We start from the raw sequence: 15,833 nt of genomic DNA, 5'->3' as shown, positions 1-15,833 counted from the left end.
TCTGCACGATGCAACACGACGGCTACCCGCCAATCTTGCTACAAACGTAATACTATAACAATAGCCATGAGTTTGACACTGGCCAATTCGGCGCTCGCCGCCGCCACCAGCGAGCCTGTGCAACTGCCGGCCTCGACGGTGACTGCGCGCATGGAGCAGGAAGACCCGAAGGAAGTGCCCATCAGCCTCAGCGTGATCAGCGGCGAGCAACTGCGCACCCAGCGGCTCGACACGCTGGAAAGCGCACTGCGCAATACGTCCGGGGTCAGCGTCAATTCGTCCGGGGGGCCGAATGACTTCAATGTACTGATCCGTGGCGTCGGCTCGCTGTACCAGATGTCGATGGATGACAGCTCGGTGGCGTTCAATATCGACGGTGTGCCCGTGTCGTCGCGAAGCCTCGGTTTCGGCACCCTCGACGTCGATCGTATCGAAGTGCTCAAGGGGTCTCAGGGCACGTTGTCCGGTGCGATTGGCCAGGCGGGCGCGGTGAATATCACCACGCGCCAACCTACCCGCGAACTTGAGGGTTATGTGCGTGGCGAAGTCGGCCAGGAAGGCCAATTCCTCACCGAAGGCGCCATCGGCGGTCCGATCAGCGACAGCCTCAGCGGTCGCCTGGCTGTGCGTCGTGCCGGCTATGACAGCTGGATCGACAACGACCAGACTAACCACCCCATCACCAAGCCGCGTAACGAAGCCTACCGAGGCAGCCTGCTGTGGGACCTCAACGATGACACCCATGTGTTGGTCAGCGCCGAACGCCAGAAAACCGAGCGCGCCACCAACTCGCTGGTGTTGCGCCCTTACGGCAGCGACCCCAGCCTGGACCTGACCCCAGGCCTGTTTGACGACAACTACAAGACCACCGAACGCTATACGCTCAAGGTCGATCACGACTTCGCCAACAGCCGCCTGACCTCCACCACCGCCACCGGCACCGCCGACTTCGAAGGCCTGATCGCCTACGACAGCAAACTCATGGGCGCCCTGTACGGCACCCCCAGCGAATTCTGGGTGGTGGACAAATCCTTCGAGCGCAGCTGGAGCCAGGACCTGCACCTGAGCTCGCTGCCTGACTCCGAGGTGTTCTGGGTGGCGGGCCTCGCTGCCAGTCGCAACGAGCGCAGCTACGACACGCCGCGCAACACCTACGGCACCTCCGGCGCCAAATACCGTGACTTCACCACCACCACCTACGCCGGCTACGGTGAAGTCACCTTCCCCCTCACCGAGCGCCTGAAACTCACCACCGGCTATCGCCATTCCTGGGATCGCAAGACCTACGACGGCCAATACTTCTCCGGCAGCAGTGCGGTGCAGGACTCACGCAAGCTCACCGACGACTACGGCACCGGCCGCGTCGCCCTGAGCTACGCCCTCACGCCGCAAACCAACGTCTACGTACAACTGGCGCGGGGCTATAAATCCGGTGGTTTCAATGACTATGCCTCGCAGGTCACCGACAGCGAGCCCTACAAGGCCGCCGTCAGCAAAGCCGCGGAACTGGGCTTCAAGAGTGAAACCGAAGACCGTCGCGGCAGCCTCAACGGCGCGCTGTTCTTTACCCGTGTGCACGACGATCACCTGCTCGGCTATGACGCGGCGACCTTCGCCACCAATGCCTTCAACGCCGACACCCGCACCAGAGGTGCCGAATTGGAAGGCAGCTGGCGCTTCGATTACGGCCTGACCCTGGCCGCCAGCGCCACCTACCTCGATGCCAAGATCACCAGCGGCGTGCAAGGCATCCAGGCCGGTGACGTCGCTGCCGGCAACCGCACCCCGGATGTTCCGCGCTGGAGCGGTAACTTCAACGCCAGCTGGAAACACCCACTGGGCACCTTCGCCAGCCTCGGCGAAACCACCCTCAACACCAGCCTGAACTATCACTGGGTGGGCGAGCGCGCAGCCGACCCGCAAAACCATTTCAACCTGGACAACTACGAGAAACTCGACCTGCGCGCGGGCCTGGAAAGCAAGTTCGGCGAAGTCTATGCCTTCGCCGACAACCTGCTGAACCAGACCTACGACACCTACGGTTTCTACAGTGACCCGGTGGCCTACGGTGCACCGGCACGCCGCCGTACCTTGGGCGTGGGCTACACCTATCAGTTCTGACCCCACCCCTCACTGTAGGAGCGAGCTTGCTCGCGAAGAACGCTCAGGCACCGCATTTGTTCTGGATGCGTGCGTCATCGTTGACGCTCTTCGCGAGCAAGCTCGCTCCTACAGGGTTGGGACATATCTGGTACTAGTGTTTAAAGGCAATAGACGCTGATGGCTCCTACCGTTTCTCTTCCATCCACAGAAGAGGACGAAGGAATGTCCACCCAGCAAAACGCACATCGCCTGCGCTTAGGCCGCTACTCCGAAACTGGCCGTATTTACTTGCTTACCGCTGTTACCCATCAACGACAACGAATCTTTCAGGATTGGCGCCTCGGTCGACTACTGGTCAGCGAATTCAGGCGATCCCAAGTAGACGGCGAGGCAACTTCACTGGCCTGGGTCATCATGCCGGATCATTTTCACTGGCTGGTCGAGTTGCACAACGGTGATTTGCCGAGGTTGATGCGCATAACCAAATCGCGAAGTGCACGAACGATCAATGCAGTGAGGGGCTTTCATGGAGCGCTTTGGCAGAAGGGCTACTTTGATCGGGCATTGCGTCGCGAAGACGACATGAAAGCCATGGCCCGCTATATCGTCGCCAACCCTTTGCGCGCTGGCCTGGTCGAGCACATCGGTCAGTACCCATTGTGGGATGCGATCTGGCTGTAGGCGCGAGCTTGCTAGCCGGACAACCTGATATATCTCGGTGCCTGGGCGCTCTTCGCGAGCAAGCTCGCTCCTACAGTGTGAACGGGCAGCTCTCCTCTTGTAGGAGCGAGCTTGCTCGCGAAAAACGTCAACGTTAACGCGGGCAGCCTGATTACTAGCGGAGCCTGGGCAATCTTCGCGAGCAAGTTCGCTCCTACAGGTCGGTCAGAACTGGTAGCTATACCCCACGCCTGCCGACCGCCCGCGCCCCGGCATGCCAGTCAGTACCTGGTCGGTGGAGTACGAGCCGTACAGGTCGTAGCGTGCATCCAGCAGGTTGTCGCCCCACAGGTAGATCTCCGAACCGCCACTCTCCAGGCCCAGGTGCAGATCCAGTTTGGCGTAGCCCTTGAGGTCGTAGTGGTTCTGCGGGTCGGCCGGGCGATTTTTCTGTACGCGGTAATTGAGCAAGGTGTTCAGGCGTGGCGCTGGCAACCCGAGCAAGGCCCCCAGGTTCTTTTGCCAGGCGACGCTGAAGTTGCCGCTCCACAGCGGCACATCCGGCACGCGGCTGCCCGCTGCCACGTCACCGCCGGACACTCCCGGCGCATCCGACGTCACCACCGCATTGGTGTAGCTCACGGCACTGCCCAAGGTCAGTTCATCGGTGACGTGCCAGGTGGTCGACAGCTCGGCGCCCTTGCTGCGGGTGTCGGCGTTCACCGCGCTGACCGCCAGGGTGTTGAAGTCGTAGCCCAGCAGGTGGTCGTCCTGTACACGTGTGATGAACAACGCGCCTTCCAGGCTCAGGTCGCCACCGGCGCTTTCATGCTTGAAACCCAACTCGGCGGAATTCACCTTGGCGGCCTTGTAGGGCTCGCTGTCCTTGATCGACGTGGCGTAGTCGTTGAACCCCGCCGATTTGTAGCCCCGTGACAGCACCGCATACACATTGGTCTGCGGCGTCAGCGCGTAGCTCAGCGCCACGCGTCCGGTGCTGTAGTTGTCCTGCAAACGCCGGCTGTCGCTGACCTGCGCGCCGCCACTGGAATAATCGGCACCATAGGTCTTGCGGTCCCAGGTGTGGCGCAGGCCGGTGGTGAGCTTCCAGTCTTCGGCAATCGGGTACGTCACCTCGCCATAGGCCGCGTAGCTGTTGGTGCTGAAGTCGCGCATCTGCTGCGCGCCATTGGTGAAGTTGTTGGAATCGAAACTGCGCTCGGAGCGCGACAAGTTGAGCCCCGTCACCCAAAACACATCGGCATCCGCCAGTGATCCCAGGCGCAGGTCCTGACTCCACACGCGCTCATGGGCCGAGTCTTCGATCAGGTATTCAAACGGAGCACCGTACAACGCCCGCGTGATGTTGCGATCGTAGCCTTTGACGGCATTGAAGTCGGTGCTGGTGTAGGCGCTGATCGAGGTGATGCGCGACTGCGCCAGGTCGTGGTTGAGTTCGAAGGAGTAACGCTCGTTGGTCTTCTGGTTGCCATCGAAGGTGCCAGGCGTGTAGTCCAGGCTCGGGCGATTGCCAAACGGACGCAACAGCTCCAGGCCCGCATAGTGCTCGGCGCGCTGGCGCTCGGCGGTCAAAAGGCCGGTGGTGCCCTGGTCGTTGTCCCACAGCAGGCTGCCGCGCAGGGCCAGGTCCCGGGGTTTGGTCAGCGGGTCGCCGTCCTGTTGGTCATCGACCCAGTTATCAAAGCCGCTGCGCCGCACCGCGATACGCCCCGCCAGCGAGTCGGTCAACGGCCCGCCCACGGCGCCTTCCGTCATGAACTGGCCTTGGTTGCCGACTTCGCCACGCACATACCCCTCCAGCTCGCGCGTCGGCTTGCGGGTCGTGACGTTGATCGCGCCCGCCTCGCTGTTGCGCCCCAGCAATGTGCCCTGCGGGCCCTTGAGCACCTCCACCTGTTGCACGTCGAGCGTCGCCAGCGCGGCATTGCGCACTGACATCGGCACGCCGTCCACATTCAGCACCACCGAGCCGTCATCCATGCTCATCTGGTTCAGTGAGCCGACACCTCGGATACGCACATTGGCGTCATTGGCACCGCCCCAGGAGTTCACATCCACCCCCGGCGTGGTGCGCAGCGCGTCCTCAAGGGTGCGCAGGCGCCGGGTCTCGAGGGTTTTCCCATCGATCACCGAGAGGCCAAAGGGGATGTCCTTGGCACTCTCCTGGCTCAAGCGTGCGCTGACCGTCAGCGGTGCCAGTTCGATGGCCTCCGCGGGGGCCTGCGGCTGATAGTCAGCGGCATAGGCCGTACACATCTGGCTGGACAAGCCCAGCGCCATGGCCTGGGTCAGGACGTTGGCCCGCCAGCCGAGGGGACGGCGCAGCGGTTGGATAAACAGTGCAGATGACATGACAAAGCTCCAAAAGGCAGGGATGGTTCGAATTCATTGCGCAGGGCCCCAGCGCTCAAGCGCAGCGGCAATCGCGTGAGGATCAGGCGCGCCCAACAAGGGCTGGATCGCAGCCGGCCATCCCTGGCCGTTTCGGATGGCGGCGGTCATTGCCGTCAGTTGTTCGGGGCTTTGTTCGGCGGTCCATGCCAGGCTCGCCAGCGCTGCATAGTTGGCGGCCCAGCCATGCTCGCGGGCATCAGCCAGGGTGCCGACGGGTTCGCCGTCATTGCCCAGCGCGCGGGTCAGGTCATCGGCCATGAGTTTCACCAGTGCCGCGCGCGCTTCAGGACCGTCTACGTCCGCCACACACAGCAAGCCGATCGCGCCCGCCACGCCCTGGCTCAACCACAGGTAACCCGGCACTTGGCGCAGGTCGCTGGCGTCAATCAACACCCGGCGGGCAAGCAGCTCGGCAATATGCGCACGGCGCGCCGAACGCCCGACGCCGGTCGCGGCCACGTCCCAATCCGGCGATTGGGCGAGCAACAGCTGACCTTGGCTCAAGCGGCTGTCGCCCATGCCGGTCGGCCACTGGTTCACGCCCTCCACCACCGGGCGACTGCCCAGGCGTCGCGCCACACAGGCGCTCATCAGGTCCAGGTCTTCGCGCACTTCAACAGCCGTTTGCTGGCGACTGGTATCCGCCTTTGCCTGCAAGCTGTAGGCAAAATCCAAGGGCGCCGCGCTGTGGCCGTTGAAGTCCTGTCCATCAATCTCAACGTGCCATTGCCAGTTGCCCGCCGGCGCGATGGCCTCCACGGCGACGGCGGAACCTGCCGCCAAGGTGGGCACGTCGGCTGCCAAACCAGCCTCGCTGCGTTGCACCGGCGCACGCAGCAGCCGCTCGCTGTCCAGCCCCAGGCGCGGCATAACGCGGCGCGCTTGCAGCCACACACCGTGCGGCCCCAACCAGAACGCTTCGCCTTCCGACGGCCAGCCGTTGGCGCTGACCGTCCAGTTCAACTCCACAGTGCAGGCGTTCGTCGCACACGGTGCCAGAGGCACCCGCAGGTGCTCGGTCGCCTGTTCGAACGTGACCGGTTGCCCCATCACGCTCACCGCCGTCACCTGCAAGCCTGGCGGCAGCTCAGCGTCCAATTGGCTGGCCACCACGGCGTCAAGCGTCCACTGGCCCTCAACCTGACGCGCAGCAGAATCCACGCGCAGTTGCACGCGCCCGCCCGCCACCTGCCAGGCCGTTGCTCCGGGCAGCCAGCGCTGTTCCCAGGCGGCGCGTTCAGTACGTTCCTCGGCCACCGATTGGTAGTCGCCCTGCTCCACCAGGTGATGGTGCAAAGACACGCCACTGCCCAGCAGACCCAAGGCGCCCAGGGCCAATGCGACAAGCGGTAAAGGCTGGCGCACGTCAGCGAAACGGCGGCGTTCGGGACCGCGAGGCAACACCAGTGCCGCCACGCCGACCATCACCGCACAACCCGCGAGTTTCCAGCCTGCCAGGGTGCCGAGATAGGGTAACCACGGCGCCCAGCCGGCGAGTTGCGACAACGCCACATGCGCCGGTATCCCCATCGCATAGGCGGGGTAGCTGACCAGCCCCAATTCGTGGTTGAGCACCAGGAAAAACGTCAGCAGCATCGACGTGGCGTACGCGAGCCCCGAGCGGCGAATCAACGCGTGCACCAGCACCGTCAGCGCGGCCAGTTCCAGCAGCGGCGGCGCGAACACCAGCGCCTGGTAGACCAGTACAAAGCCCGGCGCCAGGCTATCGGGCGCAGCGATGGCACTGATCAGCAGGCTGGCAATGCCTGGCACCAGCGCCAAGGTCAGGGTCGCCAACAACACACAGGCCGTGCGGCCGAACAATCGCAACCAGGTCGGCGCGGGGGTCGCCTGCAACATCGCCCCGAGGCCTTCGACGTCATCACGCCGACACACCAAGCCCACCAGCGCCGCGATAATAAAGGCGATCACCAGGAACAACGCGCTCGACAACAGCGGCAGGGTCAGATCCGCCCGTGGCACCATCGGCCCGCGCGCATGCCACACGCCGTGGACAAAACCACTGAGCACGCCCATCACCAGCAGCAAGCCGAGCGCCACCCACCAGATCCGCCGTGCAAACAACTGGCGTACCTGCCAGCGCGCTTCATGCCACAAGGCGTGCGTCCAACGACTGGCCGTCAACGGACCCGGCAATTGCACGGCACGGCTGCGCAGCATCGGCGGTTCCGCCAGCACCGCACCGCTGCGCCGGCCCATCAGGCCCTGGCGCGTGGTGCGCGCCAACACCACGGCCAGGACCAGCAGCGGCAACACACACCACAACGCGCGGTTGAGCCAGAACCCCGGCGTCAGCGCCAGCAGCGACTGCGACTTCTGCGCGGCGCTCCAGGTTTCGACCTGGGCCTGGGCAAAGGTAAATAGCGACGGGTCCAGGCTGGCCGCCAATAGCGGGTTGATATGCCCGCCCTTGAGTACGACCACCGCAAACATCCACAGCAGCATCAATACCGTCGCCAGGGCAAAGGGCGCAGCCAGGCCACGGCTGCGCAACGCCAGCAGGTAATACAACGCACCGATCCCCGTACTCACCGGCAACAGCAAGGCGACCCAGGCAAAGGCCAACGCCGACCACACCGGCGCACCGATACTGGCCGCGGGTACCCAGCCGAGCCAGCCCAATACCGGGCTGACCAGGAAGCCGACAATCAACGAACTGGCGAGCAACCCACCCACCAGCGCCGCGCCGATAAAACGCCCCCACAGCAGCGCCGGCAGCGACAGCGGCAAGGCCAGCAGCACCTCTTCCAACTGCGCCTTGCGGTCGCGCAGGGCCGGCTGCGCAAATACCCAGGCCCAGGCAAAAAACAGGAAGAACATGCAACCGCACGACATCAGGTAAATCAGGCTCGGCGCATTGCGTGCGATGTCGCTGGCGCCCATTTTCTGCACGTAGTCGGCATTCGTCAGGGACATCAGCAGGTAGCCGGTGAGGCCAAGAAACACCAACAAGGGAATGCCACTGCGCAGCCCGGCGCGGACTTCCACCCAGGCTTCACGCAACAGCAAGGCGAAGGTATTCATGCGTCCACCGCCTCGCCGGCCTGGGCCAGCGCCAGGTAATAGATGTCTTCCAGGCGCGGTACATGGGCGATGAAGCGCGGGTCTGCTGGCCGCTCACCGTGCACGATCACGCGACTGCCTTGCGGGCTGGCGGCCACATGCAACGCTTCGGGCAGCGTTTCACCACGGGTGAACGGCGCTTCCCACAAGCGGCCCTGCTCGGCAGCGAGCAAGTCGGCCGGGCGACCTTCGACAATAATCTGCCCGCCGGCCAACACCGCCAGACGGCTGCACAGGTTCTCGACGTCTTCGACAATATGGGTCGAGAGCAGCACGATGGATTCGGCGGCGACATCCGCCAGCACCCGATGAAAACGGTTGCGTTCGGCCGGGTCGAGGCCCGCCGTGGGCTCATCGACGATCAGTAAGCGCGGCGAGCCCACCAGCGCCATGGCGATACCGAACCGGCGCAACATGCCGCCCGAATAGGTCGCCAACGCACGGTGGGCCGCCTGCTGCAAGTTGACCTTTTCCAGCAGGGCCTCGATTTCCTCGCGGCGCTGGCGGTTGTCGGTACGGCCCTTGAGCCAGGCAAACCGATCGAGCAAATCCCGCGCACTCACGCCGGGGTATGCGCCCAGTTGCTGCGGCAGGTAACCCAGGCGGCGACGCAGATGGTCGGGGCCGCGCAGAACGTCCACGCCGTCCAGGTGAATGCTGCCGGCGTCCGGCTGCTGCAAGGTCGCCAGGGTGCGCATCAGGCTGCTCTTGCCGGCGCCGTTGGGGCCGAGCAAGCCATACATGCCGGGGCCAACACTCAGGTCAACGCCGCGCAGCGCTTCAACGCCGTTGTTGTAGCGCTTGCGCAGGCCGCGCACTTGTAAACCCGAATCGACTGACATCCGCAACTCCATGAAGAAGCCCTGCAAAAAGGGCGGCGAGCGACGGTAGTCAAGGCCGTGGGCCGGGCTCTACCCGATTCAAGTCATTTTCCAACCGCATCGCGCGGCGTATCGGCGTCATCCCCCGCAGCTGCGCCCGTGCAATCCGCACCGACCAAACGGATACGGGGCAAAAACGATTCGATCCGGGTAGTTAGCAAAATGAGAATGACTAGCATCTTGCCCCATGCATTTGCCTGCCCCCAGCGCCTGGGCCAACCCCGGCCCGGGCCCTAGCGATGAGAAGACGTTGAGCCATGGCCACTCCCAGCACCTCAACCGCAACACTGCTGCGCCAATCCCTGTCCGACGCCCTTGGACTGCCCGCCGACCAGGTGCCCCTGGAGGCCAACCTGATCGAATGGGGGCTGGATTCCGTCACCCTGATCCGTCTCGCCGGCCAATGGCGGCGCCAAGGTCTCGCCGCGCGTTTCGCCGACCTGGTGGCGGACCCGCGCCTGTGTGCCTGGTTGGCCCTGCTTGATACGGCACCCACGGCCGACGCGCCGGTCAGCACCTTTACCGATGACGGCTTGCCGTTCGAACTGGCGCCGATGCAGCACGCTTACTGGATCGGTCGCGCCCCTGGCCAAGCGCTGGGTGGCGTGGCCGCGCACTTCTATAACGAGTTCGATGGCCACGACGTTGACCCGCTACGACTGGAAGCTGCCGTGCGTGCCCTGCTCGCGCGGCACCCGATGTTGCGGGCGCAGTTTCTCGATGACGGCCGCCAGCAAGTCCTCGCGCACAGCCCGTGGCCGGGGCTCACGGTGCATGACCTGCGCCAGGACAGCACCGAACAGGTGCAACAACGGCTGGCAGCCTTGCGCGCCGAGCTGTCCCATCGAAAGTTGGCAGTGGAACAAGGCCAGGTGCTGGATATCCAGCTGTCGTTGTTGCCCGACGGCACCCGCCTGCACCTGAACCTGGACATGCTCGCCGCCGATGCCTTGAGCCTGCGCACCCTGCTCGGCGACCTGGTGCTGTTGTACCGCCAACATCGCCTGCCCGCGCTGGACTACACCTTTGCCCGCTACCTGGCTGACCTGCGCCAGGAACAGGCCAGCATCGAGCAGCGGGATCGCCATCAACAGGCGCGTGACTACTGGTTACAGCGCCTCGACCAATTGCCCGGTGCTCCGAGCCTGCCGATCAAGCCCCAGGGCGATGACCGCCAGGTCTGCCGCCGTCACCATTGGCTGCCGCCGTCGGAACGCCAGGCATTCGAACGCCAGGCGCGGGAGCACGGCCTCACGCCGGCCATGGCGTTGGCGGCGGTGTTCAGTGAAGCCCTCGGCGCGTGGTGCGATACCCCTGAATTGCTGCTCAACCTGCCGCTGTTCAATCGCGCACCGCTGCACGCCGATGTCGATCGCCTGGTGGGGGATTTCACCTCATCGATCCTGCTGGCCTGGGACGGCCGGGTCGCCGGCACCTTTGCCGCACGCGCCACCGCCCTGCAACGCCGCTTCCACAACGATGTCGCGCACAGTGCGTTTTCCGGCCTGGAGGTGTTGCGCGAACTGTCCCGCCAACGCGGTGAACACGTGTTGGCTCCCGTTGTATACACCAGCGCACTGGGCCTGGGTGAACTGTTCGCCAAGGGCGTACAGGCCAGCTTCGGCCAACCGGCGTGGATCATTTCCCAAGGCCCACAGGTGTGGCTCGATGCGCAAGTCACCGAGCTGGACGGCGGCATCCTGGTCAACCTCGATGCACGTGAAGGGCTGTTCGCCGACGGTGTGCTGGATGGCATGTTCAAGGCCTATACCGACCTGTTGCAACGCCTGTGTTTTGATCCCGTCGCGTGGCATCAGACGCCGCCTGCGCTGATCCCCGTCGAGCAACTGGCCCTGCGCCAAACCGTGCAAGGCCAGCCTGCTGCCCTGCCCGTCAAGCGCCTGCATGAGGCATTTTTTGCCCAGGCACGCCTGACGCCCGCCTTGCCCGCGCTGTTGCAGGGCCACCCTCCCGTCATCAGCTATGGCGAGCTGGCCGAGCGGGCCCTGCAAGTTGCAGCGTACCTGGAAGACCAAGGTATCCAGCGTGGCGATGTCGTGGCGCTGCAACTGCCCAAGGGCCCCGAGCAAGTCATCGCGGTGCTGGGCATCCTCGCCTGCAGCGCCACATACCTGCCCATCGGCATCGACCAGCCCGACGCCCGCTGCCAGAAAATCTGCAAAAGCTCAGGTGCGCGGTTGCTGCTCAAGGCCCTGCCACCTCCGGGCCCCGCGCTGGACGCGCCCCGGCCCGGCGCGGTCAGCGACCTCGCCTACATCCTCTACACCTCCGGTTCCACTGGCGAACCCAAGGGCGTGGAAATCAGCCACCTGGCCGCCGCCAACACCGTGGACGACCTGCAACGACGCCTCCAACTGACCGCCGATGACCGCATCCTCGCGCTCTCTGCGCTGGAGTTCGACCTGTCGGTGTTCGACCTGTTTGCTGCGCTCTCCACTGGTGCGGCGGTGATTGGCATTGAGCCCGAAGCGCAGCGCGATGCCGAGCGCTGGCGTGAATTGGCCCTGCAGCACCGCACCAGTGTGCTCAACTGCGTGCCGGCGTTGCTGGACATGTTGCTCGGTTGCGCCCCGGCCGACGCCCGCCTACCGCTGCGTGCGGTGTTGCTCGGCGGTGACAAAGTCGCCCCGGACCTGGCGCCACGGTTGTGGGCCCAGGCGCCGGGCTGTCGCTTCATGGCCTTGGGCGGCGCCACCGAAGCGGCGATCCACTCGACGCTGTTCGAAGCCCTCCCCGGCCAGCCATTGGCTTGGCACTGCCTGCCCTACGGCAAACCGCTGGACAACGTCAGCCTGCGCATCGTCGACCACCAGGGCCATGACTGCCCGAACTGGGTGGCCGGTGAGCTGTGGATCGGCGGCGCCGGGGTGGCCGAAGGTTATCGAGGCGACCGTGTGCGCAGCGCCGAGCGTTTCGTCGACTATCAAGGCCTGCGCTGGTACCGCACCGGCGACCGGGCGCGCTACCACCCCGACGGCACTGTGGAATTCCTCGGGCGTAGCGACTTTCAGCTCAAGCTGCATGGCTACCGCATCGAGGCCGGCGAAGTCGAACAGGCACTGCTGGCCTGCCCTGGCGTGGAGCACGCGGTCGTGTTGCTGGCCGGCCAGCAATTGGCGGCGGTGGTCCGTCTGGCGCACGGCGCCGTGCAACCTGTGCAGATCGACCTGCCGGGCCTGGCCGAGCGCCTGCCGGCGTATATGATTCCCTCGCTGATCCTTGGCTGCGCGCAGTTGCCCTTGACCGGCAACGGCAAGGTCGACCGCAAGGCCTTGCACGCGTGGCTCGCCCAGCATAGCCCGGCGCAGCAGGCCAACCTGTCAGCGCCCTGCGGCGTCATCGAACAGCAGGTGGCCCGCGCCTGGCAGCAGTTGCTCAGTTGTGGCGAGGTGTGCCGCGAACACAGCTTCTTTGCCCTGGGCGGCGACTCCCTGAGCGCCACCCGCCTGGTGCGCCTGCTCGCCGAACAAGGGCTGGGCGGTGCACGCATCGCCCAGGTGTTTGCCAAGCCGGTGTTGGCGCAGTTTTGTGTCGACCTGCATCAACAGGCCCAGGCCGAACCCGCACACACCGTTGTTGCAGACCTGGCGCAACGCCACGCGCCCTTCCCGATGACTGAGGTGCAGCAGGCCTATTGGCTGGGCCGCGACCCCAGCCTGGTGCTGGGGGGCGTGAGTTGCCACTTCTACCGTGAATACGACGTCGAGGACCTTGACCTGCCGCGCCTGCAACACGCCTTGCAGCGCTTGATCGAACGCCACGAAATGCTGCGCGCTGTGTTCGACCAGAATGGCCAGGCGCGCATTCTGCAACAAGTGCCGGCCTTCTTGATCGGCCAGGGCCACGCCAGCCTGGAAGACCTGCGTGAACACTGTGCCCATCGCGTGTTCGCCCCTCACCAATGGCCGTTGTTCGATGTGCAAACGGTGACCCATGGCCGGCACACGCGCCTGGCGATCAGCCTGGACAATTTGATCCTCGATGCGCTGAGCATCCTGCGTTTCTACGCCGAACTCGATGCGTTGTACCGCGAGCCCGACATAGCGCTGGCCCCGTTGGACCTGTCGTTTCGCGATTACCAATTGCAGTGCGCCCCGGCACCAGAAGAGCTGCACGCCGCGCAGCGCTTCTGGCAGGAACGCCTGCCCGAATTGCCGCCCCATCCGCAGCTGCCGCTGGCCGCCGACCCCGCCAGCCTGGGCCGACCACGCTTTGAACGCCTGCAAGGGCAGATTGATGCCAGCGCCTGGCAAGCGATCCTGGCCAAGGCCCAGCAACAGGGGCTGACCGCCTCGGCGGTGCTGCTCTGCGCCTTTGCCGAAACCCTCGGCCGCTGGAGCGCACGCCCGGACCTGAGCCTCAACCTCACGCTGTTCGATCGCCGCCCCGTGCACCCTCAGATCGACCAGGTCATGGGCGACTTCACATCGCTGACCCTGCTCGGATATGTGCCCGTGGCGGGTGAGCGTTGGGTTGACCGTGCACGGCGTACGCAACAATCCCTGGGCGAGGCGTTGGAGCATCGCTGCGTGGGTTCGGTCAGCCTGCTGCGCCAGCTGGCCCGGGGCAATGGCGAGCAACAGGTGAGCATGCCGGTGGTGTTCACCAGCGCCCTGGGCGTGCCGGATGGCACGGCGGCGCCGGTGGACGGCCCGTTTGCCCACCAGGTGTTCGGCCTGACACAAACCCCGCAAGTGTGGCTCGACCACCAGGTCGTCGAAGCCAACGGTGGCATTGCCCTTAACTGGGACCGTGTGGTCGGCCTGTTTCCCGAGGGCCTGGTTGAAGCGATGTTCGACGCTTACCTGCAGAGCCTCAACTGGTTGGCGGAGCACGCCTGGGACAGCGCGCCACCCGACCTGCTGCCCCAGGCCCAGGCGCAGCGACGCGCCCAGCTCAACGCCCCGGTCGACTGCGTGCCGAGCGACCCGACGCTGCACCAGGGCTTCTTTGAACAGGCGCGCCAGACGCCGCAGCACCCGGCCCTGTTATGGGGCGAACACGGCACGCTGAAGTACGGAGAACTGGCCGACCGCGCGCTGCGTATCGCCCACAGCCTGATGGACGCAGGTGTCGCACCCGGCGACCTGGTGGCCGTGTCCCTGGCCAAGGGGCCGCAGCAGGTCGCCTGTGTGCTGGGCATTCTGGCGGCCGGTGCCGCCTACCTGCCGGTGGGTGTCGATCAGCCGTTGCAGCGCTGCCAGCGCATCCTGCAACAGGCCGGTGTGACCCTGATGCTCGCGGAGCACGACCCGCGATTGCCCGGCGTCAAACACCTCAAGCCCTCCACCGCGTTGAAGGCCGAACCGCTGGCGGCGCCACGCCCGCTCGCGGCGGGTGAACTGGCCTATGTGATCTACACCTCCGGCTCCACCGGCCAGCCCAAGGGCGTGGAAATCACCCACCGCGCGGCGATGAATACCGTGGCCGAGATCAACCGCTGTTATGGCGTCCAAGCCAGCGACCGGGGCCTGGCCCTGTCGGCGCTGGACTTCGACTTGTCGGTGTACGACCTGTTCGGCCTGCTGTCGGTGGGCGGCGCCCTGGTGCTGATCGACGAAGACCAGCGCCGCGACGCCCGTGCCTGGCTCAAGGCATTGCAACAGCACCACGTGACCCTGTGGAACAGCGTGCCGGCGCTGCTCGACATGCTGCTGGAAGCCAACTTACAAGACCGCCAGCCTCTGGACCTGAGGGTCGCACTGCTGTCCGGCGACTGGATCGGCCTTGATCTGCCGCAACGCCTGCAAGAGCAGGCCCCTGGTTGCCGTTTTATCGCCCTCGGCGGCGCGACCGAAGCGGCGATCTGGTCGAATCACTTTGAAGTACGCCAGGCAATCCCGGGCTGGCGTTCGATCCCCTACGGCGTGCCGCTGGCCAACCAGGCCTACCGGGTGGTCGATGCGCTAGGTCGTGACTGCCCGGACTGGGTCACGGGGGAACTGTGGATCGGCGGTGCCGGCGTCGCGCGCGGTTATCGCCACGCGCCGCAGCTGAATGCCGAGCGCTTTGTCAATGGCTGGTACCGCACCGGTGACCTCGGCCGCTACCACCCCGATGGCCTGTTGGAGTTTCTCGGGCGCGCCGACAGCCAGGTGAAGATCCGTGGCCATCGCATCGAACTGGGTGAAATCGAAGCCGCCCTGGCGCGCCACCCCTGTGTGAACAGCGCCGTGGCGCTGGTCGCCGACCACCGACTGATGGCCGCCGTTACGGCCAGCACCTGCGCCGAGGTGCTCGCACTGCATCTGGAACAGTGCCTGCCTGCGTACATGCGCCCGGAACAGATCCTGGTGCTGGAGCGCCTGCCATTGAGCAGCAACGGCAAGGTCGACCGCCGTGCGTTGCTCGCCCCCTTGACCGCCGCTGCCCAGCCACGGGAGGCGGTGGATGAGCAACCGCTGAGCGCCGGCGAACAAGTGATCGCCGAGCTCTGGCAGCACTTGCTCAAGGTGCCGAGCGTCTCGCGCCACGACAACTTTTTCCGCCTGGGCGGCGACAGCCTGCTGGCCACGCGTTTTCTCGAAATGCTGCGCAGCCGTCTGGGTGTGGAACTGCCCATGGGCCAGTTGTTCGGCGCCGCCAGCCTGTTGGAAGTGGCGCAAACCCTCGAACGCCTGCCCACCCCGCACACCGTTGAAGAAGGCGTTATCTGATGCCTGCGCACCC

General features: G+C 65.2%; 6 protein-coding genes. 3 read left to right on the top strand and 3 right to left on the bottom strand.

Translation table 11 applies throughout. The annotated features are described in order from the left end of the window. The first annotated feature begins 66 nt into the window (after positions 1–66). Both HX793_RS09550 and HX793_RS09545 read left to right on the top strand, forming a co-directional pair. Complete coding sequence (locus tag HX793_RS09550; protein WP_177096298.1) at positions 67–2,121, top strand: TonB-dependent receptor; 2,055 nt, start codon at positions 67–69, stop codon at positions 2,119–2,121. A 204-nt stretch (positions 2,122–2,325) separates the two neighbouring features. Further along, positions 2,326–2,784, top strand: a complete 459-nt coding sequence (locus HX793_RS09545; RefSeq protein WP_177096300.1) for an REP-associated tyrosine transposase — start codon at positions 2,326–2,328, stop codon at positions 2,782–2,784. A gap of 204 nt (positions 2,785–2,988) precedes the next feature. Here the strand turns inward: HX793_RS09545 and HX793_RS09540 are convergent, their stop codons facing one another. From HX793_RS09540 to HX793_RS09530, 3 genes are read right to left on the bottom strand one after another with little or no spacing between them, the layout of a single operon-like run. Further along, positions 2,989–5,136 (bottom strand): TonB-dependent receptor, encoded by a 2,148-nt coding sequence (locus HX793_RS09540; RefSeq protein WP_177096302.1) that lies wholly within the window; start codon positions 5,134–5,136, stop codon positions 2,989–2,991. A 33-nt stretch (positions 5,137–5,169) separates the two neighbouring features. After that, a complete protein-coding gene (locus tag HX793_RS09535) occupies positions 5,170–8,223 on the bottom strand; it encodes a hypothetical protein (protein WP_177096304.1) in 3,054 nt (1,017 codons plus the stop codon). After that, the gene (locus HX793_RS09530; protein ID WP_177096306.1) at positions 8,220–9,104 is read right to left on the bottom strand and encodes an ABC transporter ATP-binding protein; all 885 of its coding nucleotides are present in this window, start codon (positions 9,102–9,104) and stop codon (positions 8,220–8,222) included. The genes HX793_RS09535 and HX793_RS09530 overlap by 4 nt, the downstream gene beginning before the upstream one ends. Before the next feature lie 296 nt (positions 9,105–9,400). Between HX793_RS09530 and HX793_RS09525 the strand changes: the two genes are divergently transcribed. Further along, the gene (locus HX793_RS09525) at positions 9,401–15,820 is read left to right on the top strand and encodes a non-ribosomal peptide synthetase (protein WP_177096308.1); all 6,420 of its coding nucleotides are present in this window, start codon (positions 9,401–9,403) and stop codon (positions 15,818–15,820) included. The last annotated feature ends 13 nt before the right edge of the window (positions 15,821–15,833 follow it).

Source organism: Pseudomonas reactans (genome assembly GCF_013387025.1).
GTDB classification, from domain to species: domain Bacteria; phylum Pseudomonadota; class Gammaproteobacteria; order Pseudomonadales; family Pseudomonadaceae; genus Aquipseudomonas; species Aquipseudomonas reactans.
Note: the sequence above shows the minus strand (reverse complement) of the source record. Positions and strands in the feature narration are given on the sequence as shown.

Bases quoted from the DNA above. Each gene is read 5' to 3' on its own strand.
- HX793_RS09525 (WP_177096308.1), top strand. From the start codon at position 9,401: ATGGCCACTCCCAGCACCTCAACCGCAACACTGCTGCGCCAATCCCTG.
- HX793_RS09540 (WP_177096302.1), bottom strand. From the start codon at position 5,136: ATGTCATCTGCACTGTTTATCCAACCGCTGCGCCGTCCCCTCGGCTGG.
- HX793_RS09545 (WP_177096300.1), top strand. From the start codon at position 2,326: ATGTCCACCCAGCAAAACGCACATCGCCTGCGCTTAGGCCGCTACTCC.
- HX793_RS09535 (WP_177096304.1), bottom strand. From the start codon at position 8,223: ATGAATACCTTCGCCTTGCTGTTGCGTGAAGCCTGGGTGGAAGTCCGC.
- HX793_RS09530 (WP_177096306.1), bottom strand. From the start codon at position 9,104: ATGTCAGTCGATTCGGGTTTACAAGTGCGCGGCCTGCGCAAGCGCTAC.
- HX793_RS09550 (WP_177096298.1), top strand. From the start codon at position 67: ATGAGTTTGACACTGGCCAATTCGGCGCTCGCCGCCGCCACCAGCGAG.